The sequence below is a fragment of the Xanthomonas sp. 10-10 genome (genome assembly GCF_040182365.1).
Taxonomy (GTDB): domain Bacteria; phylum Pseudomonadota; class Gammaproteobacteria; order Xanthomonadales; family Xanthomonadaceae; genus Xanthomonas; species Xanthomonas arboricola_F.
This window is the reverse complement of sequence record NZ_CP144460.1, coordinates 4,501,637-4,526,166: the sequence shown is the minus strand read 5'-3', so window position 1 is coordinate 4,526,166 and position 24,530 is coordinate 4,501,637. Positions and strand designations below refer to the sequence as shown.

The window sequence follows — 24,530 nt, the reverse complement described above, 5'->3', positions numbered from 1 at the left end:
GTGGCGTTGTTGGTTACGGCTTGGATTTGCTGTCGCCAGAGACGAAATCGGTAGCGTTTTCCCACGCGCGCTTGACGGCGTGGCGCGCCTTGCTCCAGCTCAGGCCATCGGTGCCGCGCTTGGCTTCCCAGTCGCGATGCAATTCGGCCTCGACCTGATCGTAGGCGCGCGCATTTTCGCGGATGCGTGCTTCATGTCCTACGAGATAGGCGCCTTCGTAGTCTTCGTAACGGTCGCCTTCGGTGTAGTACGGCTCTTCGGTGAAACGCTCACGCCAGTAATTGGATACGTTTTGGCTGCGGTCCTCGTCCGGTGCGCGGCCCGGGATCTGGTACGGCACGTTCATGCTCGTCTCCGTCGTTGCGAATGTGCGAACCAAGCTAAGCAGCGAGGTGTTAACAGCGCGGCACGCGAGGTGATGGTTGGGTCAAGACCCACCGCAAGTGCAGTTGCATATCGCCCGGCGATCGCGAACAGGTGTGCTGTGCTCACCTGCAGCCCATGCGTTTCATACCGCCGCCGAGGCTGACTGGTATGGCAGCGGTTTGGCGCCAGCGGCGGCCACTGACGACTCCGCCGCCTGCAGCGCCTGTTCGTCGGCATCGATGACGACCAGGACGCGGCCGGCCTCGATTTCGTCTTCGAACTGACGCCGCACCGGGTCGGGCACGGTGGCGCCGACCAGGGCCGACGACCAGCTGCCCACCAGGGCGCCGGCCAGGGCCATCACGCCCACGCCAGCCAGGGTCAGGCCGATCGGCGGTACCGCCACTGCCACCAGGCCTGCCACCAACCCGGCTGCGCCACCGGTGGCTGCACCGCGCGCTGCGGCGGGCACGAAATCGGTCTTGGCATCCTTGCGCTCGTCCGGCACATCGTGCAATTCGATATCCGAGCGTGCGATCAGCGACAACGCCTCATTGTCGATGCCGGCGCTGCGCGCGGCCTGCAGCACACGCTGCGCGCTTGCAAGATCGGGTGTGCTATAGACGCGGCGCAGTTTCATCGCAAGCTCCCATGCAGGTGAGAGCGCAGCGTTGGGCGTGCCCGGTTAGAGGTGCGTGAGCGCGGCGCGAGCGCGTTGCGAAGCCGCTAGACCGGCCCGCGCGGAAACAGGTAAAACGCCCAGCCCACCAGCAATGCCACGCCTGCCGCAGCCAGATTCTGCCAGCTGACACTGGCCAGCAAGCCGAGCGACAGCAGCAATGCCGCGATGGGAATAAGCGGGCCTCCCGGCAACCGCAACGTATCGGTGCGTTGCCGATAGCGGCGCGCCAGCACGATCACCGCCGCCGCCGTGCCGATGTAGGCGAACAGGCGCGTGACCATCGACAGCAGCGCCAGCTGGGTGAACGAACCCGACAATGCGAGCGCCAGCGACAACACGCCCTGGGTGAGCACCGCTGCTGCGGGGGTATGAAAACGCGGATGCACGCGCGCCAGAAACGCTGGTCCGTAACCGTCCTGCGCAAGCGCAAACAAAAAGCGCGGCCCGAGCATCACCGTGTTGCTGGTCGTGCCGAGGATGGAAATGGTGGCGCCCACGGTGAGAATCAGCGCCAGCGCTTCGCCGCCGAATCCGCTGGCTGCATCCGCCAACGGTGTCGGCGAGTCCGCGAGATTGGGCAGCGTGCCTTGTGCGACAACCTGCACCGCGGCATAGATCAAGGTCACCGTCACGATCATGGTGATGAGCGCAAATGGCACGTCGCGGCGCGGATTGCGGTATTCGCCGGCAGCTGCGGGAATGTTTTCGAAACCCGCGTATGCAAACAGCAGCAGCAGTGCGGCTTCGCCGAGATTGCCCAGGTCGCGCAGGTCCGGGGACGTGCCGGCAAACGCCCACGACCAGTCCACATAGAACAGCCCGATCGCCACGAACAACAGCAACGGCACCAGTTTGCCGATCACCAGCGCGATGCCGGTACGCGCGGCCGACTTCACGCCGATCACGTTGATCGCGGTCAGCACACCCAGCGAGCCGACCACCACCAAGGTACGCGCCCAGGCATCGGTGGAGGCGGTGGGCCAGAACCGCGCCACCGCATCGGCCAGTCCGTTGCTCAAGGCCGCCGCCGAGCTGATGCGGGTGAGCCAGATCATCCAGCCGATCTGGAACCCAACAAACGGGCCAAACGCCTCGCGCGTGTAGAGATAACTGCCGCCGGGCGTGTCGAAATAACTTGCTGCCTGCGCGTAACACAGCACCAGCAAGGCCACTGCCAGCCCGGCCAGCATCACCGCCCACAGACTCATCGGCCCCAGCAATGCAGCGGTGGCCGCAGGCAAGAGATAGATGCCGCTGCCGATGACATCGTTGATCGACAAGCCGACGATCTGCCAGCGGCTGACGACACGCATCAGGCCGGTGCTATCGGGCGGCGGCGTCGGCGTGCTCATGGGGCGGCCTCGCCCAGCTCGGGCAGCTGCCATTGCGCTTGCAGGCGCGCATAGTCGGCACGCGGCAACAACACGAATAGCGGCTTGTCGGCAGGTTTCAACCACGCCAGCAGACGCTGCATGTCGGCAGGCTCCATCGCCGTGCAGCCAGCGGTGAACTGCCCCGGCGTGCGCCACAGATGCGCAAAGATGCAGCTGCCGCGCCCGGCGATGTTGTTGGGGTTATGCGCGATGACGAAACCTTCGCGGTAACGCGCATCGCCGGGATGGCGCAGATCCAGGCGCATCGGCTCGGTGGAGCCGGCCACCGCCGCTTCACCGACCTGCACGGCATCGACGATGCGGTTGTACAGCGGCGAGCTGGGCACATCCATGCAGTAATGCGTGGCGCTCATCGCCTGATACGGCATGGCGCTGTCGATGCTGGTGGAATACCCAAATGCCGGGCCGATGGCGAACACCCCGGCCGGACTGCGGCCATCGCCTTCGCGTTTGTGCGGACCTTGCGACTGTGCCGGGTGCAGGCCTTCGCCCCAGGCGCTGCCGTGACGGCCGAGTGCCACGGCAAATCCCGGTGCGGCCGGTACCCATGTGCCATCCACACGCGCAAAGGTCTGCAGTCGTGCCTGGGTGCTGTTCCAGTCCGGCGTGGTCACCACGATCAACGCGCGTGCCTGCCGCAGCGCCTGGATCGGCTCGCCTGCTTGGACGCCGTTGCTGCACAGTGCGAGCGCCAGCAGCAGGGTGGATCGCAACAGGATGGCAAGGCGCATGCGGACTCCGGACGGCAGGGGACGAGCTGGTGAGGAATGCGGTGTCTCGGTGTGGACGACGGCACGCGTGCCGCACCCGATGGCATCGGGGCGGGCAGGCCTACTGTACCCAGCAATGCGGGTGTGTGGCGCATGGCGATGACGACTGCATGTGCGGACCATGGCGATGCCCTGGAATCGCCATCGTTGCGTGCATGGTTTTTGCCGTGCGGATCACGCAGGCAGGCGGCGAGGGCATGCCTGCGTGCCAGTCGAGCGCTCCGTCGCTTGACGCCCGATATGCCGCCTGCGATGGCCAGGTCAGTCGGGCAACAGTTCCAACCCGCAGATGCGGCGGATGCCCAGGCCTGGCGAATCATCGATATGGATCTGCGCCTCATCGAACTGCACGCCGCCCTCGGTGGGATCGAACTGCCCCAACGCCGGTGCATCCAGGTCGGCCAGGGTGATGCTGTCGGCCTTGGCCACCGCCAGATGCACGGCAGCGGCGACGCTGATGCTGGATTCGATCATGCACCCGATCATGCACGGGACGCCGTACAGCGCTGCGCTATCGGCGATGCGGATGGCATTGGACAGGCCGCCGGTCTTCATCAGCTTGATGTTGACGATGTCGGCCGCGCGGCGCTGAATGATGTCGATCACCTGTATTGGCGAGAACACGCTTTCGTCGGCCATCACCGGGGTGTCGATGCGCGCGGTGACGAAGGCCAGGCCATCGATATCGGCGGCCTTGACCGGCTGTTCGAGCAATTCCAGTACGATGCCGGCGTCTTCCAGCATGCGCATGCTGCGCACGGCCTGTTTGGGTGTCCAGCCCTGGTTGGCATCCAGGCGCAGCGATGCACGCCCATCGACGGCTGCGTGGATCGCCTTGACGCGTTCGACATCCGACGCGCTGTCCTTACCCACTTTGATCTTCAGCGACCGATAGCCGCGCCCCAATGCCGACTGCGCCTGCGCCACCATGATGTCGATGGTATCGGCACTGATGGTGAGGTCAGTGGTGATGCGCGGGGTGCCGCCCCCAAGCAGCTGATAGAGCGGCGCGCCGAAGGTCTGCGCCCACAGATCGTAGAGTGCGATCTCCACTGCGGCCTTGGCGCTGGTATTGCGTTCCAGCGCATGTTGCACCAGCCCGCACAGTCGATTGAGTTCAGCCACGTCCTGGCCGATCAACCGCGGTGCGATGCAGTGACCGATCGCGGCGATGATACTGCCGTGCGTATCGCCGGTGATCGGCGCGGTGGCCGGCGCGGCGCCATAACCGATATGGCCGCTATCGGTTTGCAGCAGCACCACCACGTCCTCGATCGCCTGCACGGTGCGTACCGCGGTCTTGAACGGAGTTTTCAACGGCACGCGCAGCATGCCAAGGCGGAAGCCGGTGATCTTCATGGGGAGCCAATTGGCGCGATGCGCTGGATGCGGGTGATGCGATCGACGAAGGGCGTGCCATCGGTGGTCAGCAACGGCAACAGCGGCGTCACCGAGACGCCGTTCAGGCGCGCACGCTGCACGCTGCCATCGGCAGCGCGATAGTTGACGCCGGCGACGTCGTGGATCACCCAGGGCGCGCCACGCTCATGCCCGATCACCAGCATCACGTGGCCAGGGATATAGATCAGGTCGCCGATGCGCAGCTGCGCCAGCTGCTGCAGACGTTGCGACTGCGGTGCGCGTGCATCGAACGCAATCGTGCGCAAAGCCGGGCTGCGTGCCTGATCGCCGGTATTGCGTGGCAGCGCAATCCCCAGGCTGCGGTAGATATCCAGCACAAAGCCGCTGCAATCGCGCGCATCGTAATCGTTGCCCCAGCCATAGCGTTCGCCGAGGAACTTGAAGGCCTGCCGCAGCAACGCGGCATCGGTTGCCGGCAAGGGACCGGCGTGCACATCCGCGCCGCGCGGGACCAGGGCCGGCACCAGCTGCAAGCGACCATCGACATCGCGTAGCGGCAGTTGCACCACGTGGGCAGCCAGTGGCAGTTGTCCGTTGACCGGCTGCTGCGATGGCCAGTCGACATCCAGGGGCAGGCTGGTGCCCATGTCCAGCGACAGTGCCGAGACGGCGGGTAGCTCCGGGGTGTATGCAGTCTGCACGCGGGCACCGGTCACCAGCATGCGTGGACCGCGTTGTGCGTACCGCAACACCTGCTCGCGGCTGCCTTCAGCGATCCGGTCGCCAGCGATCCACGCTGCATAATTGGCTGCAAGCACGAACCGCCAAGCACCATCGGCACTGGTGTGCAGCACCGCGACCGGCGTGCCTGGATACAGGGCCGATTCCTGAAAGCGGTCGATATCGAGATCGTCGGGACTGGTGAATACGCGCTGGGTGGTGGGGAAGGTGCGCAATGCCGCACGCTGGACCACCAGCGCAAACTGCACTGCCACCGTTGCGGGGAGCGCATCCAATGCCAGCGTGCGGCGCAACTCCGACAGGCGCACTGGGTCGATGACATGTCCATCGGCGCCGTAGAGCGCACGCGTCGGCGGCGCCGACAGTGCTTCGATTCGCGCACGTACCGCGTCGCCGGGCATGACCTCGGGCAGCTGCGACAGATCGTGCATGGACGCATCGTCGCGCAACAGGCGGGCATTGAAGGCGGCGATCTGTGCCGCGTTCAAACGCGGCAACCGTGCATTGCCGCTGCGCTGGATCCAGTAGTCCGCTGTCAGTTGCGCCTGGCTGACCGCAAAGGGGGCCACAGGTGAAGCTGAAGTGCTGCCGGGCGCTGCGCTACCGGGCAGCGCAAGTGACATCAACAGCAACGTCAGCAGGCGGCGCGACAAGGGCATGAACATCTCGGAGTGAGTGCATGTGGGGCTGCAATGCAGCGTGGAGGGAAGCACGGCGCGCCGACCTTCACCTCCTTGCCGCTGCAAGCGTGATGATGAGTGTACGCGGGACGCCTCGGGGTGCGCAGACCGCAAGCGGTGATCGCTCCTCCACAGGCATGCGATTTGCGGTGGTCTGTTGACGTGCTGCCGCCATGGGGTGCTTCGATCGATGGGGCGTTGCTGCGGAGATCGCGTTGGGGCCAAGGTTGGCGCGTCGCTTTGCCATCCGCATGGTCTGCAGCCAGGCGGACTCGCCGGAGCCCGTTCACGCGGCGAACCACCTGCGACCGGTCACCAGCCACCGCAGTCACCGTCAGCGGACGTGACCCGGTGTCGGCGTTTGCTCTCGTACACTGCAGCCGTCAGCATCTGCATCGCGCCGGCGTCGATTTGTCAGATGGAGTCAGCCGCTCTGAGTGCCTTCAAGAGAAATGCGATGCCGCCTACTCCCCATCCGTGTTCATTGGCCTGGCTGCGGGCCATGGTCTGCATGGCCGCGCTGTCGCTGGGTGCCTGCGCGCACGCGCCGCAACGCAACCCGCTTGCGCAGTGGGTGCCGTCGCCCAATTACGACGCGCGACGGCCGATCCTGATCGTGCTGCACTTCACCGACCAGCACTCGGTGCAGCAGAGCCTGAGCACGTTGCGTGGGCGCAACAGCGGCGGCCGCGTCAGTGCGCATTACCTGATCGGCGAGGATGGGCAGCGCTACCAGTTGGTCAGCGACGCGCAGCGCGCCTGGCATGGCGGTGCCGGCCGCTGGGGCACCATCACCGACATCAATTCAGCCTCGATCGGCATTGAACTGGACAACGACGGCAACGAACCGTTCGCGCCAGCGCAGATCGACAGTCTGCTGGTATTGCTGGAAGACCTGTGCATGCGTTTGCGCATCCCGCGCACCCAGATCGTCGGTCATGAGGACGTCGCTCCTGCACGCAAGAACGACCCGGGGCCGCTATTCCCGTGGAAACGCCTGGCCGATGCTGGCTTCGGCCGCTGGCCCGCATCCGATACGCTACCCGCACCGGCGGATTTCGATCCCTGGCAGGCGCTGGCCCTGCTGGGCTACAGCCTCGACGACCCCGCCGCCACGCTGCAGGCCTTCCATCACCACTATCGCGGCAACAGCGCCACTACGCTGGATGCCGAGGATCTGCGGATATTGCATGCGTTGACGCGACCAACGAATTCGCCGGCTGTGCCGCTTACTCCCGGCGCGCTCCGAGCCAAGTGACACGGTGCATCGCGTTGAGCGGGTTCAATCGGCGGCAGTGCGGGCCGCGTTCTGTGCGGGAGGGGGCGCTGCCTTCCTGGACTGAGGTGCTTTCGGTCAATCCACTGGACCTGCATCGCATTCTTGATAGGATTTTCTCCTGACAAGAATGGAAGGCTGTCGCGTGATGAATCTCGGGAAGACAGCGCTGTGGGTGGCAGCGATGCTAGTCCTTGCTGGTTGCTCGGATAAGGCCATCGACACCGGGCAGGCCGGCGCGCCGCCGGCGCCCACCGAGACGACACCCGCAACGCCGGCGACACCGCCCGCGGCGCAGCCTCGGCAGATCGCCGCCGAAGTACCGGCCCCGGGGCAGGTGCTGAATGACATTTATGGAATGAAGGGCGATGGGTCAGCGTCCTACACCGTCGATAACGGTGCGCTGGCCGCCTTCTGGTATGGCTATCGCTTCGACTTGGGCGGCAAGCACTACTACACCGGCTTCGCCAATGCCGGGCCGGGAACGTATGGCAAGGCAGAGGAACGCGACGGCCCAGACCCCGGCGTTGGCGTCGCCATCAGCCAGGCGACGTATGTGCTCGACGACGTTGCTGGCAAGCCGGCATGGACACTGTTTCACGCGCAGCAGTGGGCTGGCGATTTCGGCGCAAACGAAAACGCCGATCCGCTCGATGAAAAGCGCGAGCCGCAAAGTACCGAAAGCAAGGACGGTCACCTGCTTCTGGCGGTGCCCACCACACGGTTTGCACCCGGCGTCAGCAGCCTGGGCTTTGCCATCTTCAGCTTCGATCCGAACAAAAACGACCTGGGCGATTACAAGGGCTGGGTTTACCTGGGTACTGTTGTGACCGGTGGAGACAACAGCGCAGCGTGCGACGACAGCGGGACGATGAAATGTGCCTCCAGCGCCGGAACGCTGAGCTTTGAGCCGGGCAAGACCGGTTCGATGCCGACACTGCGGGTTGTCATGAAAGGCACCGCCGTCTCCGGTCCAGGCAAGGTCCGTGTCCTGGACGCCTCCGATACGGTGACCTACACCTTCGATGCTTCCAGGCAGCAGTACACCCCGCCGCTGGATCAGTGAGCACTATTCGAGCACCTTCGTGCTTTTTCACTCATTTCCCGTTGCGTGGCGCTAGGCGTTCAAGTGCTTTGCGTCAGTATCCATCCCTCTCAAGGAACAGTCTCAACGATGCCAGCTCTCAAAACTCTGCCTCTTTTGTGTGTGATGACGATTTGCGTGCTGACCGCTGCCTGTGGCGGGCAATCGCAGTCGGCCGATCAATCCCTCGACTCCGCTGCCGCGACCTCCACTGATGCGTCGGAGACCTCAGCGGACGGCATGGAGTCCAGGGCTACCTCAAAACAACCAACATCCAGCTCGTCCGCTGGCCAAGCTCAGAAGTCCACACCTTCACCATCAACAGGAGATTCCCCCGTGCTACGCCCTTCTTATGATGACTGTATTACTGCTGCTGCAGGTGCGACTCCCGCAATGCAGGACTGTATTGCGGCCGAACATGCGTACCAGGATGAAAAACTCAACAAGGTCTATAAGGCCTTGATCGAGCGGCTTGGTGATGAGGACAAGAGCAAGCTGCGCGACCAGCAGCGTCAGTGGATCGCAGATCGCGACGAGAAATGTTTCTACGATCCTGATAGCGGACAGGCGGGCATCGTGGATGCGGCGCAGTGCCGCCTCGAAATGACAGCGGAACGGGCTGCGCAGCTGGAGTCGCGCTGAGTCGTGAAGTTGCCGGTCAATTCTATTGGTAATTTCTATATCAGGGAGATAAGGCGATGAGCGGCAAGGATTGGGAATTAGGGCAAACTTCGAAGCACTATGAAACAGGCGGCCGGGGCGCGAGTACCGTGTCGTCAGGTATCGACGATCCTGGTGGCGTCTCATACGGTTCGTATCAGATGACCTCTCAGGTCAAGACCAAGGAAGGGGCGGTGATCGTTGGCGGAACCGTTGCGGCCTTTGTGAAGAGCAGTAAGTATGCAGACGATTTCGCCGGGCTGACCCCCGGCTCTGCCGACTTCAGTGCCAAGTGGAAAGAATTGGCAAAGAGCGACACATCTTTCGCACAAGAGCAGCACGATTACATCAAGCGCACCCATTACGACAAGCTTGTAGACCGACTGGAAGGCAAGGGGCTGGATTTGACGAGTCGCGGTCCGGCTGTACAGGACGCGCTGTGGAGCACCGCCGTCCAGTATGGTCCCGGCAGCGATAAGCGGCCGGGCGGGTCTGGCGTCTTCCTTAAAGGACTCGAAGAAAAATTCGGTAAGGGCTACGACGTTTCCAAGCTTTCGGACAAGGAGATTGTCAGTGCCGTCCAGGACTACAAGGCGGCGCACGTCAAGGAACTCTTCCCGCGTGTGGAAAAGCAGAAGACGCTGGATTCATTGAAAAACCGCGCAGAAAACGAAAAGGCGGATTTGGTCAAGTTGGCTGACCTGGACAAGACGGTGACGCAGTCAGAGGCTACACCGTCCAGTCGGGATAAAGCGCCAGCCGATAAGGCTCCGTCCGATTTGCATGCCCAAGATGGCGGGATATTGAAGCGGCATGAGCACGGTCCAGCGGTGAAAGAACTTCAAGACAAGCTTGCGTCGCTTGGCTATATGGAAGGCAAGGACGCCATTGGTACCTATGGGCCCAAGACAGAGGCCGCAGTCGAGAAGTACCAGAGGGATAGCGGATTGAAAAGTGTCGATGGCAAAGCCGGTTCAGAGACGCTTGCATCGATCAATGGAGCAATGCAACGTCAACAAGGCGTCGATCAGCTTCGCCGTGCCGATCCGTTGTTTGACCAGGCGGTGACCCAGCTGGAGAAGCACGGCCCCAACGGTGGCTTCAAGAATCGCGATGAGATGCAGCGTGCGGCCGGCCAGGTGGCGTTCGAAGCCAAGGTCAGCGGCATGTCGCGAATCGATGACCTGGTGGCAAGCACCGACGGCAAGGGTCTGATTGCGGTACAGCGCAATCCGAACAATCCCCTGGACGTCAATCGTGCATACGTGGACAGGCATCAGGCCGCAACCGTGCCGCTGGAGCAAAGCCAGCAGCAACTGGCGTCCGAGACGCAGCGGCAAAGTCAGGATGAGCAGCGGACCCAGGCGGCAACGCAAGCTGCCCCGTCGCGGTAAACGCCGGGATACCGGCCGTGCTTCACCGGGCGCGGCCGGTAGCGGTGAGTCCTGGCAGGTTGCACTGCTGCACGCGCGATCGCGTCACAATATGGCTGCCGTGCAAACGCGGCGGTGCCCCTTGCAGTTGCAGTGTGCGAAGCGTTGTTTGATGCATGCGTCTCTGCGGCATGGCCATTGTCAGAAATGCTAGTGACGCATTCGAGCAATGCGAGATATCCGACTCGAGCTCAGCATCGCGAATTCCCAATTCCCAATTCCCAATCCCCAATTCCCAATCCCCAATCCCCAATCCCCAATCCCCAATCCCCAATCCCCAATCCCCAATCCCCAATCCCCAATCCCGGCGCGGCGCGGCAAGGCCCAGCTCGGACCATCCAGGCGAGATGCCGCATCCCACACATGAGTTCCGTGGTCCAGCTGGCAATTGGTCTGCATAGAGCGCCTCGGCAAAGGATTGATCTGGCGTTTCTTGCTGCGCCGATCGCCTATGCTTTGCAGATGACGGATCCACGCCCAGCCCACATTCCCGCAGTGCCTTCGGGCCGCCAGAAGCCTACGCTGCCCTGGCTGTTACTTGCAGCGGCGTTGGCAAGCACATGCTTTGTTGCCACCGCAGCGCCGGTCATTTCGCCGGCGACCACTGCTGCCGACGTGGGTCTGATCGACGTGGGCACGCTCGCGCCGGAGATCGCCGTCGACATGCGCTATGCAGGCAGCAATAACTTCACCGGGCGCGTGGTGCCCGGGTATCTCGCATCACGGTGTTATCTGTTGCGGCCGGCAGCCGAGGCATTGACACGGGTGGCGCGTACGCTCAACGCAGCAGGCTATCGCCTGCAGGTGTTCGATTGTTACCGGCCGGTGCGGGCGGTGCATGCATTTGTGGCGTGGGCGGCGGACCTGCAGGATCAGGTGACCAAGCCGCAGTACTACCCGCGTGTGGACAAGCAGGCATTGTTGGGCGACTACATCGCCGAGACCTCGGGACATAGCCGCGGCGCCACCCTGGACCTGGGATTGCTGGATTGCCGTCACGGTGCATGCCGCGCGGTTGATATGGGTACCGACTTCGATTTCTTCGATCCGCGTGCGCATACCGATGCAGCCGATCTCAGCGGTGCGCAGCGTGCGAATCGTCAGCACCTGTTGCGCGCCATGGCGGCCGAAGGCTTTGCCAACTACCCGATGGAGTGGTGGCATTTCACCTTCCGCCCCGAGCCCACACCACAGACCGCCTACGATGTGCCGGTGGAGTGAGCGCGGCCATGTGCAAGCTGCGCCGGTTTTAGGCGTGCAGTGGCTGGAACGCTCGTACACTGCACCCCTTGGCGTCGCGCTTGCCGCTTCGCCGGCTACTGGCCACGCTGCGGCCGCTGCCTGAGGAATCGTCATGTCCGACCCGGAACGCTTTTTGGATATCGCCTGCCCGTACTGCGGGGAGTGGATCACGCTGACGCTGGATCTCACCGGTGGCGATCAGCAGTACATCGAAGATTGCCAGGTGTGCTGCAAGCCGATCTCGGTCAGCGTGCAATGGGACGAGGATGGCGAGGCGCAGGTGACCGCGCGCGGTCAGGACGATTGAGGCGGACTTGCGGACACGGTGCTTGTGCAGCGCTGCAGCAGGCCGCGCAACATGCCGGCCCCAGTCAGGCGCGTGCCTGACTCGCCATCGCCGCTGCCATGTTCGCGTGCTCGTCCACCGATTCGGCGACGCCTGCGGATCCCTTGCCCTTAGCCGCTAGACTGGCACGCCTGCTGCCTGGATTGTCACGATGAATCTGCCCCTGCACTTCGGCCTGCTCGGTTCGCTGGAGGCCGGCCTGATTGCGCTGGTGCTTGGGGTGCTGTTGTTTGCCGCTGTCGAGTACATCGGCCGACGTCTGCAGTTCACCCACGGCCACACCCTGGGAATCGCCTGCCTGCTCGCGGTGGCCATCGGTGCCGGCTACGACATCTGGAACCTCGTCTACACCAGCATCGTGCGGCTGGAGTCGCCGCTGTATGCGCGGCTGGCGCTGGCAAAGATTCACGACCCCAACGAATTAGGTTCGCGCGTCATCCTGCAAGTGGCCGGTGCACTTGCGGGCGTCGTCCTGGGTTGGAAACTGTTCAGCTCCGGAAGCTGGGATGACGAGGCCCCGGGCCCGTAAACGACGGTGGAAAAACGCGTCCTGGTTCTCAAAAACCGCGCTGTTGAATGCGCTGCTTCTGTTTGGCTCACCAGCCGCTAACAGGCGGCTAAACACAACGTTCCGCGCGATGGTTAAGAGGACGTTTTGCGCGAAATTACGCCGGGTTGGGCGTTCATTTGCGATGGGTAGGGTGGTGCCATGTGCGGCGACACCGCGCATTCCCAAGCCAAGGAGACCACCCAATGAAGAATCGCAACCGCACCTCGCTGCTTGCCGCCACCGCCGCTCTTGCCGCCGCTCTTGCGCTGCCGGCCATGGCGCAAAGCACCTCCCAGGATGCTGCAGCGCAGTCGGGAAGTTCGGCCACCGGTGCCCAGAGCGGTAGCTCCAGTTCCAGTGGCGGCGGGCAGACCTGGGCCAGTGTCGATACCGATAGTGACGGCGCAATCAGCAAGCCCGAAGCCCAGGTCAACGCCGGGCTGGCGCAGATCTTCGACCAGGCCGACGGCGATCACGACGGCAAGCTGACCCCGGATGAGTACAAAGCCTTTGTCGCCACCCAGCAGAGCGGCGGCGGTGCCAGCGGCTCGCAGGGGAACTGACCGGTATCGTGCCGAGATGACCAGGCGGTGCCGCTACAGACCGCTTTCAATGATCGAAGAGGAGCTTTGTAGGTAGGCAAGCCGACCACGCCTTGCGCGTTGGGTCGGGATGGGTCCACGGGGGCGGCCTGCCAAGGCCGCTCCCGTTTTCTTTACGTGGGGCACGCTACGGTGAAGTGCTACAACTCCGGCCTTCTTCCATGGTGCAACTGTGCATTATCTTACTGGCGGGTCTATCTGGCCCACTGCTGGCGTTTGCCGCGCCCCCGGAGTTGCCGCCGGCGTCTACGCAGCAACCGCTTGCGCCGCCTGGCTCCAGTGCCCCGGCGATGTCGCCTCTGCCGATCGAGCCGCCACCACCTGCAACGACGCCACTGCTTCCCACCGATCCCGCCGGCCCGGTCCGCCCCAGGAGCGGCGCCGACTCCTCGGTGGCCGCGCCGGCCGGGACGCTGGTACCGCGCAGCTTCCGCAGTCTGGATAGCGATGCAGACGGCTCGCTGACGCGGGAAGAAGCCGGAGCCGACCCGATCCTGCGCGAGAACTTCGCCGACTTCGACGGCAACGGCGATGGGCGCCTGTCGCGCGACGAATTCGCCAGCTACCAGCCCGGCCCGGGCGACGCTGCGGGCGACTGACGCAGCAGCGCATCCACGCGCTGCTAGACTTGCGCGATGACAGCTCTGACACAGCGCGACGGCCAGGCGATCCAACTGGTTGGCTTCGATGGCGACGATACCCTCTGGAAAAGCGAGGACTATTACCGCAGCGCCGAAGCGGATTTCGAAGCGATCCTGGCCGGTTATCTGGACCTGGGCGACAGCCGCATGCAGCGGCATCTGCTGGCGGTGGAACGACGCAACCTCAAGGTGTTCGGCTACGGCGCCAAGGGCATGACGTTATCGATGATCGAGACAGCCATCGAACTGACCGACGCCCGCATCGACGCCCGCGACATCCAGCGCATCGTCGAGATTGGGCGGGCCACGCTGCAACATCCGGTGGAAGTGATTGCCGGAGTGCGTGAGGCCGTCAGCGCCATCGCCGCCGACTATGCGGTGGTGTTGATCACCAAGGGCGATCTGTTCCATCAGGAGCAGAAGATCGCCCAGTCCGGCCTGACCGACCTGTTCCCGCGGGTCGAGGTGGTGTCCGAGAAAGATCCCGATACCTACGCGCGCGTACTCGGCGAATTCGACCTGCCGGCGCAGCGCTTCGTCATGATCGGCAACTCGTTGCGCTCGGACGTGGAGCCGGTGCTGGCGATCGGCGGCTGGGGCATCCATACCCCCTACGCGGTGACCTGGGCGCACGAACAGGACCACGGTGTCGCCGCCGACGAACCGCGCATGCGCGAAGTGTCCGATGCCGCAGGCTGGCCGGCCGCCGTGCATGCGCTGGATGCACTGGCCAGGCACAGACAGGCCTGAGCTGGTCGTGCTCGCGAAGTGCATTTGATCGGCTTTTACGATCTGCGTTGACACGCGTGTGGCCTGACACCGGCGCGGGTATGCGGCATCATCGGGACATGCCCGTCTTACGCTCACCTCGGTTGCGATCGCTGCCATTGCTGGTTGCCGTGCTGGTTCCGGTACTGGCGGTGGCGCAGGGCGTGCCTGCGCCGGCTGCCGGCACCCGGACGCAGGAGGCCGCACCGGCGGTGACGCCCGGCACCGGCGATGCGTGGGTGGACCAGCATCTGGCCGACATGGGCAGCTATGCGCAGCGCTACCCCGACAGTTTCATCGATGAGGTTGCCCGCTATACCGAAACCCCGCGTGGCTACGTGCAGGCGCTGCTGCAGGTGCATGGCTGGCATGCCGGCGACATCTACTTCGCCTGCGCGTGGGCGCACACGGTGCAGCTGTCGTGCCGCGACAGCGTGCGCGCCTACACGCGCGATCATCGCGATGGATGGGAGGGCGTGATCACGCGGCTGCCGGTGGCGCCGGACAACGCGCATCTGCGCGCGCTGCGGCACGCCATCGTCGCCAGCTACGACCGCTGGGAACGGCCGATCACCCTCGATGCGCTGCTGCGCCGCCAGCTTGGCGATCACGCGCAGCGGCTGGAGGCCGCGCGCGAGGCCAGCGAAGCGGCCGACGCTGCAGCCCAGGCGGGGTTGTAACGCGCAAGGCATGTCGCAGGTCCGCAGGCGCAGCCGGCTGTCTGCGCGCCAACGCGCGGGCGCGATGCTGCCGTGCAGCTGGTCGCTAAGGGGCGTGGTCGGCGAGAATGCGGTAACGCTGGCATCGGCCGGCCTCTGCCAAGACCACGCCATGCGCGATACCGTGTTTGTTTCTTCCGACCACATCCGCAGCCTGTTTGCGCAGGCGATGTCGGACATGTATCGCGCCGAGGTGCCGTTGTACGGCGACCTGATGACGCTGGTGGCGCAGGTCAATGCGCAGACGCTGGAAGCCGATCCGGCATTGGCAGCGCGGCTGCAGCGCAACGACGAGCGCGCACGACTGGATCTGGAGCGGCACGGCGCAATCCGGGTCGGCACGGCGGCGGAACTGGCCACCTTGGGGCGCCTGTTTGCGGTGATGGGCATGCACCCGGTGGGTTATTACGATCTCTCGGTGGCGGGGGTGCCGGTGCATTCCACCGCGTTCCGCCCGATCGACGAGGCAGCGCTGTCGGCCAATCCGTTCCGCGTGTTCACCTCGTTGCTGCGGCTGGAACTGATCGAGGATGCCGCGCTACGTGCGCAGGCTGCGCAGATCCTGGAGCAGCGGCAGATCTTCACCGATGCTGTCGTGGAGTTGATCGAACACTACGAGCGTGTCGGCGGGCTCGATGCCGGGCAGGCGCAGCGCTTCGTGGCCGAAGCGCTGGAAACCTTCCGCTGGCATGGCGATGCAACGGTGTCGCTGCCCACTTACCGCGCGCTGAGCGATGCGCACAAGTTGATCGCCGATGTGGTGAGCTTCCACGGCCCGCATATCAACCATCTGACCCCGCGCACGCTGGATATCGACGCGGCGCAGGCGCAGATGCAGCGCGCCGGCATCGATGCGAAGGCGGTGATCGAAGGGCCGCCGCGTCGGCGCGTGCCGATCCTGCTGCGCCAGACCAGTTTCAAGGCGCTGGAAGAGCCGGTGCGCTTTGTCGGCGACGGCGGGCAGCCCGAACACGGCACGCATACCGCGCGCTTCGGCGAGATCGAACAGCGCGGGCTCGCACTGACGCCCAAGGGCCGCGCGCTGTACGACGCACTGCTGGCGCAGGCGCGCGACGCCGATGGCGCCGGCAGCACCGGCACCGATTACGCCACGCGGCTGCAGACCGCGTTCGTGGCCTTTCCAGACGACGAGGCGCTGCTGCGTCAGGAAGGGCTGGGCTACTTCCGCTATGCGTTGACCGATGCCGGCCGCGCCGATCCGGCGCAGGTGGCCGCACTGCCTGCAGAAACGGCGATCGCGCTCGGCCTGCTCAGTGCCGATCCGATCATCTACGAAGACTTCCTGCCGGTCAGCGCAGCCGGCATCTTCCAGTCCAACCTCGGCGGCGCCGAGCAACGCGCCTACGCCGCACATTCGAGCAAGCGCAGTTTCGAGCAGGCGTTGGGCGCACAGGTGCACGACGAGTTCGCGTTGTATGCGCAGCTGGAGCGGGAGTCGCTGCAGGCGTTGCTGGTGTAGCAGTCACGGCGCGGCGTGCGCGTTTGCACGCCTGCTGTCTGCCGGCTTTGTCGCGCATGGCGTGTCGTGATCGCGCAGTGCACATTGCCAGAATGTGCGCCGCTGCGGAGTCGGATGGCGCGTACCTTGAAGCATCGGAACAAAGAAGCAATCGAGGTTTTGGCTAGTCTCGGCATCTGGACGCGGTCGGGCGCTTTGGCTTAGGTCAAAAGCCCAGTGGGTCGAGCGTGCGGTGCCCTCACCGCTTGCGGGACACGCTGTGAATCCGTCCGTGGAGGCTCCTTGGCGGCATCCATGCCGCCAAAGCGTCCCGCAAGCGGCGAGGACACCGCACCAGAAAATTGGTTGGTTGTTGGATCGAACAACTATCGCTACGTGCGCCTTGGGGACGCCAGGAAGGTTGTCGATTACTCAGGGAAAGCCTGCTTATGCTCTGCTCGTCTTGGAAAGCTTACTGGGCGCGCCGTCGCCCGAACAACGCATGTAACGCACTGCTTGCATCTTGCACACCGACCATCTCGACAGGTCATTGCCCGCCTACCGTCGCGGGACCTTACGCGGCATGGATGCCGCGTAAGAGCTTACAAGGACGTACTTGCAGCGTGTCCCGCGATGGTAGGCGGGCAAGGGCACTGCAGCAAACTTACGGCGTCCAACGCTCTACACCGGATCTATCCACGCGACCCAATCCCGCAAGTCCCAAGATAGAAAGACAACCGAGATTCCGAGTCGCAGTGTCGTTGTTAGGTGTAGTCAAAAGCCTGGCTAGTCGAGTGCGCGGTGCCCTCACCGCTTGCGGGACACGCCGTTAACCCGTCCATGGGGACCGTGTGGCGGCATCCATGCCGCCACACGGTCCCGCAACCGGTGAGGGCACCGCACCAGACAGTGTGCTGGTTGCTTTGTCGAAAAAGCATGCGCACCGACCATCTCGACCGGGCCCTGCAGCCAGGCCGCAGGGCCGTCGCTCCGCACATGATCTGCCCGGCACCGTCCAAGCGCGCCAAGGCAACCGAGATTCCCGCTTTGCAGACCCATGTATCTGCAGCCTGGCCAGCGTGCCGGGCTTATGCGTTGCCAGCAGAGATGCCCCGGCGTCACGTCGGCAATCGACAGGTGACTGCCGAGCGGCGCTGACCAACCAACATGCCGGCCGGCACGCGTCGGTCTAAGCAGGCCGGCGCGTGTGCGGCGTCGCCTCAGTGCGCCGACGCCGCCGGGCGCCGTGCCGCCGCGCGCTCTGCCCGGCGTGCACGCGCACGTGCGCGCCGCGCCTTCCAGCGTTCGCTCAGGCAGGAGAAGATCACATACAGCGCGGGGGTGCTGAGCAGGGTCAGGCTCTGCGAGAACACCAGCCCGCCGATCATCGCGATACCCAGCGGGCGGCGCAGCTCAGAGCCTTCGCCCAGGCCTACCGCCAGCGGAACCGCCGCCAGGATCGCCACCATCGTGGTCATCATGATCGGGCGGAAGCGCACGATCGAGGCCTCGCGCGCAGCCGCACGTGCATCCATGCCGTGCACGCGCTGCGCCACCAGCGCGAAGTCGATCATCATGATCGCGTTCTTCTTGACGATGCCGATCAGCAGCACCAGCGCGATCATCGAGATCACCGACAACTCGGTGTTGGTCAGGAACAACGCCAGCAGCGCGCCGACGCCGGCGGCCGGCAGCGTGGACAGGATGGTCACCGGGTGGATCAGGCTCTCGTAGAGCATGCCCAGCACGATGTAGACGGTGAGCACCGCGGCCAGCAGCAACACGCCCATCGAGTTGGGGCTGAGCTGCACGTTGAAGCTGTCGTCGCCGCTGAGACGGATGCCGTCGGGCATGCGCAAGCCCTCCACGGTGGACTTGATGATCAGGTCCGCCTCGCCGGTGCTGACGCCCGGTGCGAGGTTGTAGCTCAGATCCATCGTGGTGTACTGGTTTTCATGGATGATCTGCGGCGGCGCCAGGCCGGGGGTCTGGGTGGCGACCGCGGTGATCGGCACCATCTGCCCGGCGCGGTTGGGCACGAAGATCTGGTCCAGCGCCTTGGGCGTGGCGGTCTGCGAGGGCAGCGCATTGACCACCACGCTGTATTGGTTGAGATCCGAATAGATGGTGGAGATGGAGCGCTGGCCGAAGGCGCCATACAGCGCGCCATCGATGGCACCGACCGTGATTCCCAGGCGCGCGGCCTTGGCGCGGTCGATCACGATGTTCTGGCGCAGGCCGGCGGTATCCACGTCGGTGCCGACATCGCGCAGGCGTGGGTTCTTCTTCAGCGCGGCCTGCAGCTTGGGCAGCCATTCCTGCAGCTGCGCCAGGTCGTTTCCCTGCAGCGACACGCGATACTGCGCGCCCTGGCTGGTGCCGCCGCCGCCGTCGCTGGGCAGGTCCTGGATCGCGCGCAGGCGCAGGTCAAGGTCCGGGTAGCGGTCGGCCTTGGCACTCAGGCGTGCGACCACTTGCGCGGTGGTATCGCGGCGGCCTTCGTCGCGCTTTTTCAATTCGATATTGAACGAGGCGCTGGAGCCCTGGCGGCCGGAGCCCAGCCGTGCGCCGACGGTCTTCACCGCCGGGTCGGCCATCAGCATGTCGGTGATGCGGCGCTGGCGGCTGACCATGTCGGCGAACGACACCGTGGCGCTGGAATTGGCGCGGCCCCAGATCAGGCCGGTGTCCTGCGCGGGGAACGAGCCCTTCTTGACTGCACCGCCGAGGAAAACGGTGGCGGCGATCAATAGCAAGGGCGTCAGCGACAGCAGCAATGCGTGGCGCAACGAAAAGTCCAGCGCCACGGTGTAAACGGCGAGCATGCGCTCGTGCATGCGGTCCAGCCAGGCACCGAAACGGCCGGGCTTTTCCGGCTCGCTATGCGCCGACAGGAAGCGGCTGCACAGCGCCGGCGTCAAGGTCAGCGACACCAGCATCGAGACCACGATCGCCGCCACCAGGGTCACGGTGAACTCGCGGAAAAACGCGCCGACCATGCCGCTGGCGAACAGCATCGGAATGAACACCGCCACCAGCGAAGCGGTGATCGACACGATGGTGAAGCCGATCTCGCGCGCACCGGTCAGGGCGGCTTCCAGCCGCGGCATGCCTTCGTCCAGATGCCGCATGACGTTCTCGATCACCACGATCGCATCGTCGACCACAAAACCAATCGCGATCACCAGCGCCAGCAGGCTCAGGTTGTTCAAGGTGAAGCCCAGCACGTACATCACCAGCGCCGAGCCGGCCAGCGACAGCGGCACGGTGACCGCGGCGATCAGCGTGGGTGCCAGGCGACGCAGGAACAGCGCCATGGTCAGCACCACCATCGCCAGGCTGATCATCAGCGTGGCCTGCACCTCGTGCAGCGAGGCGCGAATGGTGGGGGTGCGGTCGAAGTAGGGCGTGAGCGTGGTGCCGGGTTGCAGGTAGGCGCGCAGCTCGGGAATCTGCGCCTTCACCTGGTCCACGGTTTCGACGATGTTGGCGCCGGCGCGGGTGAAGGCATACATCACCACTGCGGGTTTGCCATCGAACCAGGCCGCTTGATACGCATCCTGCTGGCCGTCGTAGACGGTGGCCACATCGCCCAGCCGCACGATGCGTCCGTTGGATTGGGTGGAGATCGCCAGCTGCGCAAAATCCGCCGCCTTGGCCACCGAATCGTTGGCGATGATGGCCATGGTGGTGTTGCCGTCGGACAGGAAGCCGGTCGGCGAGGTCACGTTGGCCGCGCGCACCGCGTTGCGCAGATCGTCCGGGGTCAGGCCCAATGCATTGAGCGCGCGCAGGTCCACGTCCACGCGTACCGCCGGCGTGGAAGCGCCGGCGATGTCCACCGAGCTGATACCGGTGATCTGGCGCAGGCGCTGCGCCAGCAGCGAGTCGGCCACGTTGTAGAGCTCATCGGCCGATTGCGTGTCCGAGGTCAGCGCGATGGCGATGACCGGGTCGTCGTTCGGATTAGCCTTGGAGTAGATCGGCGTGCCGAGCCCGGAGGGCAGGTCCGATTGCGAGGCATTGATCGCGGTCTGGATGTCCTGTGCGGCCGAATCGATGTTGCGATTGCTCTGGAACACCAGCACCACCAGACTGCTGCTCTCCGAGCTGGACGAGCGCATGCGGTCGATGCCGGGCAGCTGGCCCAGATGCCGTTCCAGCGGCGCGGTGACGGTGGAGGCCATGGTGCTGGCATCGGCGCCGGACTGCGTGGCGTGCACGAAGATCACCGGGATCTGGATGTTCGGCAACGCCGCCACGCCCAGCCGCAGATAGCACATCAATCCGATCACGAACAGACCGATCGCCAGCAGCGAAGTGCCGATCGGGCGCTTGATGAAGGGCGCGGAGATGTTCATGGCTGTGGTGCCGGGATTTGGGAATCGGGATTGGGGAATCGGGAAAGGCAACCGCCAGCGCAGTTGCCATACGCGCGTGCGGGAAGGCGATGCAGTGAGCAGGCAGGCCGATCAGCCATCGCTGCGCCGGTCATCATGCCGGGCGCTCCGAGGTGGAGGCCGGGGGTACGCCGTCGCGGCGGGCGGCACGCCGCGCGCGCCAGTCGCGTAGCCGCTCGCCGGCGCGTTCCATGTACAGGTAGATCACCGGGGTGGTGTACAGCGTGACCAGCTGCGACAGCAACAGGCCACCCACAATCGCGATGCCGAGCGGGCGACGCAGTTCCGAGCCGATGCCGGTGCCCAGCGCCAGCGGCAACGCGCCCAGCATCGCGGCGGCGGTGGTCATCATGATCGGGCGGAAGCGCAGCAGGCAGGCGCGCCGGATCGCTTCGTGCGCGTTGGCGCCTTCGCGGCGGGCGTCGATGGCGAAGTCGATCATCATGATCGCGTTCTTCTTGACGATGCCGATCAGCAGCACGATGCCGACGATGCCGTCCACCGACAGGCTGAGCCCGCACATCATCAACGCCAGCAACGCACCGACGCCGGCCGGCGGCAGCGTGGAGATGATCGTCAGCGGGTGGATGTAGCTTTCGTACAGCACGCCCAGCACGATGTAGATCACCACGATCGAGGCCAGCAGCAGCCACACGATATCGGTCTGGCTGCCGGTGAATTCGGCGGCCTTGCCGACGAACTGCGCATGCACCTGGGTCGGAATCTTCAGGTCTTCGCGCGCCTTCTCGATCGCCGCCACCGCCTGCGACAACGAGTGCCCCGGCGCCAGATTGAACGAGATGGTCACCGCCGGCAGCTGCTGCTGGTGGCTCACCACCAACGGCGTATTGGTGACCTTGGCTTCGGCCAGCGAGGCCAGCGGAATGATGCTGCCGGCGCCGACCACGATGCCGGTGTTCTGGTTGCCCACGCCGGTGGCGGTGGACGAGTTGGACGAAGTCACCTGGCCGAAGCTGGTGGCATTGGTGCCGGTCAGCGCGCCGCTGCCGTTGCTGGCCACCGCCAGCTGATTCATCAGCGCGGTGCTGCTGCGGAATTCCGGCGCCACTTCCAGCACCACGCGGTACTGATTGAGCTCGGTGAAGATGGTGGAGATCTGGCGTTGGCCGAAGGCGTCGTACAGCGTGTCGTCGATGGTCTGCATCGGCACGCCCAGCATGCTTGCCTTGTCGCGGTCGATGCTCAGCTCCAGCGCACGTCCCTGGTTGGCCAGGTTGTTGTCCACATCGGCCAGCTCGGGCAGCTTGCGCATCGCCTCGGTCATGCGCCCGGCCCAGGTGGCCAGCTCGGTGCTGTCCACATCCGAGATCGAATACTGGTATTCAGTGGCCGCCACGCGGGTGTCCAGGGTGACGTCCTGCACCGGCTTGAGGAACAGCGCCACGCCCGGAATGCCGGCCACGGCTTTCTGCAGGCGCGGCAGCACCTCGTCCAGGCCATCGCGGTCGCCACGGGTCTTCAGCACGATTGCGAGCTGACCCTGGTTGAGCGTCGGGTTCATGGTGCCGGCGCCGATGAAGGCGGCCACGCCGGTCACCGCCGGGTCCTTCTTCAGCGCTGCTGCCACCGCCTGGGTGCGCTGCTCCATCTGCGGGAAGGCCACGTTCTGGTCGGCCTGCACCACGCCGGTGATCAGGCCGGTGTCCTGCTCGGGCAGCAGGCCCTTGGGGATCGCCACGTACAGCACCACGGTCAGCGCCACTGCGCCGATCGCCACCGCCAGGGTCAGCGGCTGGTGCGCCAGCACCCAGTCCAGGCTGCGCTCGTAGGCGCCCACGGTGCGCGTCCACAGGTTGGTCTTGCCGGCGGCGGCGGCGCGTTCGTGCGCGTCCTCGCCTTCGGGCAGGGCGTCGGGCTTGAGCAGGTAGGCGCACATCATCGGCGTCAGCGTCAGCGACACCAGCATCGAGATCACCACCGCGATCGACAGCACCCACGCAAACTCATGGAACAGCCGCCCGGTCACGCCCGGCATCAGCAGCAGTGGCAGGAACACCGCCACCAGCGACACGGTCAGCGACAACACGGTGAAGCCGATCTGCTTGGCGCCGATTTCGGCCGCCTCCGGCCCGCTCTTGCCCTGTTCGATGTAGCGCACGATGTTTTCGATCATCACGATCGCATCGTCGACCACGAACCCGGTCGCCACCACCAGCGCCATCAGCGACAGGTTGTCCAGCGACATGCCGGCGAACGCCATCACCCCGAAGGTGCCGGCCAGTGACAACGGCACCGCCACCGAGGGAATGATGGTGGCCCACAGCCGGCGCAGGAACACGAAGATCACCGCCACCACCAGCGCGATGGTCAGCACCAGGGTGAACTTCACCTCGTGCACCGAGGCGCGGATGGTTTCGGTGCGGTCGGAGAACACCTCCAGGTGCACGTCGGCCGGCAGCACCGACTGCAGTTGCGGCAGGATGCTGCGGATCTGCTCCACCGTCTGCACGATGTTGGCGCCGGGCTGGCGGCGGATCTCCAGCAGCACCGCCGGCTTGCCATCGGCCCAGGCGGCGAGCTGGTCGTTTTCCACCCCGTCGACCACGTTGGCCACATCGGCCAGGCGCACCGGGCGGCCGTTGGCGAAGCTGATGATGGTCTCGCGGTATTGCGCCGCGTCGGTGAGCTGGTCGTTGGTGCCGATGCTGTAGGACTGGGTCTTGCCGTTGAGCGAACCCTTGGGCGCGCTGACATTGGTCTGGGTCAGCGCGCTGCGCAGCGACTCCATGGTCAGGCCCATGTTCGACAGCTGCGCCGGGTTGACCTGGATGCGCACGGCCGGGCGCACGTTGCCGGCGATCGACACCAGACCCACGCCCGGCACCTGCGACAGGCGCTGGGCCAGGATCGCATCGGCGTAGCGGTTGACCTCGCGCAGCGGTAGCGAGTCGGAGGTGAGCTTGAGCGTGAGGATCGCCGCATCGGCCGGATTGACCCGGTTGTAGACCGGCTGGTACGGCAGCGACGAGGGCAGGGTGGCCTGGCGGATCGCCGCCTGCACGTCCTGCGAAGCGATGTCGATGTCGCGGTCCATCGAGAACTGCAGAATGATGGTGGACAGGCCCGCCGACGAGTCGGAGGTCATCATCTGCAACCCGGAGATCTGCCCGAACTGGCGCTCCAGCGGCGTGGTCACCAGCGAGGCCATGGTGGTCGCGTTGGCGCCGGGGTATTGGGTGGTCACGACCAGGCTGGGCGCGTCGATTTCCGGCAGCGCCGACACCGGCAATTGCCGATAGCCCAGGATGCCCAGCAGCAGGACGCCCGCCATCAACAACGAGGTGGCGATGGGGCGGCGGATGAAGATGGTCGAAAAGCCCACGGGGGGAATCCT

General features: G+C 65.0%; 20 protein-coding genes. 12 read left to right on the top strand and 8 right to left on the bottom strand.

The window, feature by feature from the left end; all coding sequences use genetic code 11:
* Positions 1 to 13: 13 nt before the first annotated feature.
* From VZ068_RS19075 to VZ068_RS19050, 6 genes are all read right to left on the bottom strand, one after another.
* Complete coding sequence (locus VZ068_RS19075) at positions 14 to 346, bottom strand: hypothetical protein (RefSeq protein ID WP_259156900.1); 333 nt, start codon at positions 344 to 346, stop codon at positions 14 to 16.
* A gap of 162 nt (positions 347 to 508) precedes the next feature.
* A complete protein-coding gene (locus tag VZ068_RS19070) occupies positions 509 to 1,006 on the bottom strand; it encodes a hypothetical protein (RefSeq protein ID WP_259163642.1) in 498 nt (165 codons plus the stop codon).
* Between the two features lie 86 nt (positions 1,007 to 1,092).
* Positions 1,093 to 2,400: an APC family permease gene (locus VZ068_RS19065; protein WP_349656182.1), complete on the bottom strand. Its 1,308-nt coding sequence runs from the start codon at positions 2,398 to 2,400 to the stop codon at positions 1,093 to 1,095.
* Positions 2,397 to 3,173, bottom strand: coding sequence for a L,D-transpeptidase family protein (locus tag VZ068_RS19060; protein WP_349656181.1), 777 nt, complete (start codon positions 3,171 to 3,173; stop codon positions 2,397 to 2,399). The genes VZ068_RS19065 and VZ068_RS19060 overlap by 4 nt, the downstream gene beginning before the upstream one ends.
* 300 nt (positions 3,174 to 3,473) lie before the next feature.
* Positions 3,474 to 4,571: a dipeptide epimerase gene (locus VZ068_RS19055; protein WP_349656180.1), complete on the bottom strand. Its 1,098-nt coding sequence runs from the start codon at positions 4,569 to 4,571 to the stop codon at positions 3,474 to 3,476.
* Positions 4,568 to 5,974, bottom strand: a complete 1,407-nt coding sequence (locus VZ068_RS19050; protein ID WP_349656179.1) for an SH3 domain-containing protein — start codon at positions 5,972 to 5,974, stop codon at positions 4,568 to 4,570. The genes VZ068_RS19055 and VZ068_RS19050 overlap by 4 nt, the downstream gene beginning before the upstream one ends.
* A gap of 478 nt (positions 5,975 to 6,452) precedes the next feature.
* Here VZ068_RS19050 and VZ068_RS19045 point away from each other — a divergent pair, with 478 nt between their 5' ends.
* The 12 genes from VZ068_RS19045 (at position 6,453) to VZ068_RS18990 (ending at position 16,796) form a co-directional block, all read left to right on the top strand.
* The gene (locus tag VZ068_RS19045; protein ID WP_349656178.1) at positions 6,453 to 7,253 is read left to right on the top strand and encodes an N-acetylmuramoyl-L-alanine amidase; all 801 of its coding nucleotides are present in this window, start codon (positions 6,453 to 6,455) and stop codon (positions 7,251 to 7,253) included.
* Positions 7,254 to 7,419: 166 nt separating this feature from the next.
* On the top strand, positions 7,420 to 8,337 hold the full coding sequence (locus tag VZ068_RS19040) for a hypothetical protein (RefSeq protein ID WP_349656177.1): 918 nt from the start codon (positions 7,420 to 7,422) through the stop codon (positions 8,335 to 8,337).
* A 108-nt stretch (positions 8,338 to 8,445) separates the two neighbouring features.
* Positions 8,446 to 8,997: a lysozyme inhibitor LprI family protein gene (locus VZ068_RS19035; protein ID WP_349656176.1), complete on the top strand. Its 552-nt coding sequence runs from the start codon at positions 8,446 to 8,448 to the stop codon at positions 8,995 to 8,997.
* 56 nt (positions 8,998 to 9,053) lie between these two features.
* Positions 9,054 to 10,409 (top strand): peptidoglycan-binding domain-containing protein, encoded by a 1,356-nt coding sequence (locus VZ068_RS19030; protein ID WP_349656175.1) that lies wholly within the window; start codon positions 9,054 to 9,056, stop codon positions 10,407 to 10,409.
* Positions 10,410 to 10,997: 588 nt separating this feature from the next.
* Positions 10,998 to 11,669, top strand: a complete 672-nt coding sequence (locus VZ068_RS19025; protein WP_349656174.1) for a M15 family metallopeptidase — start codon at positions 10,998 to 11,000, stop codon at positions 11,667 to 11,669.
* Positions 11,670 to 11,802: 133 nt separating this feature from the next.
* On the top strand, positions 11,803 to 11,997 hold the full coding sequence (locus tag VZ068_RS19020; protein WP_259156890.1) for a CPXCG motif-containing cysteine-rich protein: 195 nt from the start codon (positions 11,803 to 11,805) through the stop codon (positions 11,995 to 11,997).
* Positions 11,998 to 12,187: 190 nt separating this feature from the next.
* Positions 12,188 to 12,565 carry a hypothetical protein gene (locus VZ068_RS19015; protein ID WP_259156889.1) on the top strand — a complete coding sequence of 126 codons (378 nt, stop codon included), beginning with the start codon at positions 12,188 to 12,190 and terminating at the stop codon, positions 12,563 to 12,565.
* 224 nt (positions 12,566 to 12,789) lie between these two features.
* The gene (locus tag VZ068_RS19010) at positions 12,790 to 13,149 is read left to right on the top strand and encodes an EF-hand domain-containing protein (protein ID WP_259156888.1); all 360 of its coding nucleotides are present in this window, start codon (positions 12,790 to 12,792) and stop codon (positions 13,147 to 13,149) included.
* A gap of 200 nt (positions 13,150 to 13,349) precedes the next feature.
* Positions 13,350 to 13,787, top strand: coding sequence for an EF-hand domain-containing protein (locus VZ068_RS19005; RefSeq protein WP_349656173.1), 438 nt, complete (start codon positions 13,350 to 13,352; stop codon positions 13,785 to 13,787).
* A 36-nt stretch (positions 13,788 to 13,823) separates the two neighbouring features.
* Positions 13,824 to 14,579, top strand: coding sequence for an HAD family hydrolase (locus VZ068_RS19000; RefSeq protein WP_349656172.1), 756 nt, complete (start codon positions 13,824 to 13,826; stop codon positions 14,577 to 14,579).
* 80 nt (positions 14,580 to 14,659) lie between these two features.
* Positions 14,660 to 15,277, top strand: coding sequence for a hypothetical protein (locus VZ068_RS18995; protein ID WP_349656171.1), 618 nt, complete (start codon positions 14,660 to 14,662; stop codon positions 15,275 to 15,277).
* Positions 15,278 to 15,428: 151 nt separating this feature from the next.
* A complete protein-coding gene (locus VZ068_RS18990) occupies positions 15,429 to 16,796 on the top strand; it encodes a VOC family protein (protein WP_259156999.1) in 1,368 nt (455 codons plus the stop codon).
* Between the two features lie 1,199 nt (positions 16,797 to 17,995).
* Here VZ068_RS18990 and VZ068_RS18985 read toward each other — a convergent pair.
* Both VZ068_RS18985 and VZ068_RS18980 read right to left on the bottom strand, forming a co-directional pair.
* Positions 17,996 to 21,136 (bottom strand): efflux RND transporter permease subunit, encoded by a 3,141-nt coding sequence (locus tag VZ068_RS18985; protein WP_349656170.1) that lies wholly within the window; start codon positions 21,134 to 21,136, stop codon positions 17,996 to 17,998.
* Positions 21,137 to 21,269: 133 nt separating this feature from the next.
* On the bottom strand, positions 21,270 to 24,518 hold the full coding sequence (locus tag VZ068_RS18980; RefSeq protein ID WP_349656169.1) for an efflux RND transporter permease subunit: 3,249 nt from the start codon (positions 24,516 to 24,518) through the stop codon (positions 21,270 to 21,272).
* Positions 24,519 to 24,530: the final 12 nt, after the last annotated feature.

Coding starts and splice junctions, on each gene's coding strand:
- VZ068_RS19075 (WP_259156900.1), bottom strand. CDS start 346: ATGAACGTGCCGTACCAGATCCCGGGCCGCGCACCGGACGAGGACCGC.
- VZ068_RS19070 (WP_259163642.1), bottom strand. CDS start 1,006: ATGAAACTGCGCCGCGTCTATAGCACACCCGATCTTGCAAGCGCGCAG.
- VZ068_RS19065 (WP_349656182.1), bottom strand. CDS start 2,400: ATGAGCACGCCGACGCCGCCGCCCGATAGCACCGGCCTGATGCGTGTC.
- VZ068_RS19060 (WP_349656181.1), bottom strand. CDS start 3,173: ATGCGCCTTGCCATCCTGTTGCGATCCACCCTGCTGCTGGCGCTCGCA.
- VZ068_RS19055 (WP_349656180.1), bottom strand. CDS start 4,571: ATGAAGATCACCGGCTTCCGCCTTGGCATGCTGCGCGTGCCGTTGAAA.
- VZ068_RS19050 (WP_349656179.1), bottom strand. CDS start 5,974: ATGCCCTTGTCGCGCCGCCTGCTGACGTTGCTGTTGATGTCACTTGCG.
- VZ068_RS19045 (WP_349656178.1), top strand. CDS start 6,453: ATGCCGCCTACTCCCCATCCGTGTTCATTGGCCTGGCTGCGGGCCATG.
- VZ068_RS19040 (WP_349656177.1), top strand. CDS start 7,420: ATGAATCTCGGGAAGACAGCGCTGTGGGTGGCAGCGATGCTAGTCCTT.
- VZ068_RS19035 (WP_349656176.1), top strand. CDS start 8,446: ATGCCAGCTCTCAAAACTCTGCCTCTTTTGTGTGTGATGACGATTTGC.
- VZ068_RS19030 (WP_349656175.1), top strand. CDS start 9,054: ATGAGCGGCAAGGATTGGGAATTAGGGCAAACTTCGAAGCACTATGAA.
- VZ068_RS19020 (WP_259156890.1), top strand. CDS start 11,803: ATGTCCGACCCGGAACGCTTTTTGGATATCGCCTGCCCGTACTGCGGG.
- VZ068_RS19015 (WP_259156889.1), top strand. CDS start 12,188: ATGAATCTGCCCCTGCACTTCGGCCTGCTCGGTTCGCTGGAGGCCGGC.
- VZ068_RS19010 (WP_259156888.1), top strand. CDS start 12,790: ATGAAGAATCGCAACCGCACCTCGCTGCTTGCCGCCACCGCCGCTCTT.
- VZ068_RS19005 (WP_349656173.1), top strand. CDS start 13,350: ATGGTGCAACTGTGCATTATCTTACTGGCGGGTCTATCTGGCCCACTG.
- VZ068_RS19000 (WP_349656172.1), top strand. CDS start 13,824: ATGACAGCTCTGACACAGCGCGACGGCCAGGCGATCCAACTGGTTGGC.
- VZ068_RS18995 (WP_349656171.1), top strand. CDS start 14,660: ATGCGGCATCATCGGGACATGCCCGTCTTACGCTCACCTCGGTTGCGA.
- VZ068_RS18990 (WP_259156999.1), top strand. CDS start 15,429: ATGCGCGATACCGTGTTTGTTTCTTCCGACCACATCCGCAGCCTGTTT.
- VZ068_RS18985 (WP_349656170.1), bottom strand. CDS start 21,136: ATGAACATCTCCGCGCCCTTCATCAAGCGCCCGATCGGCACTTCGCTG.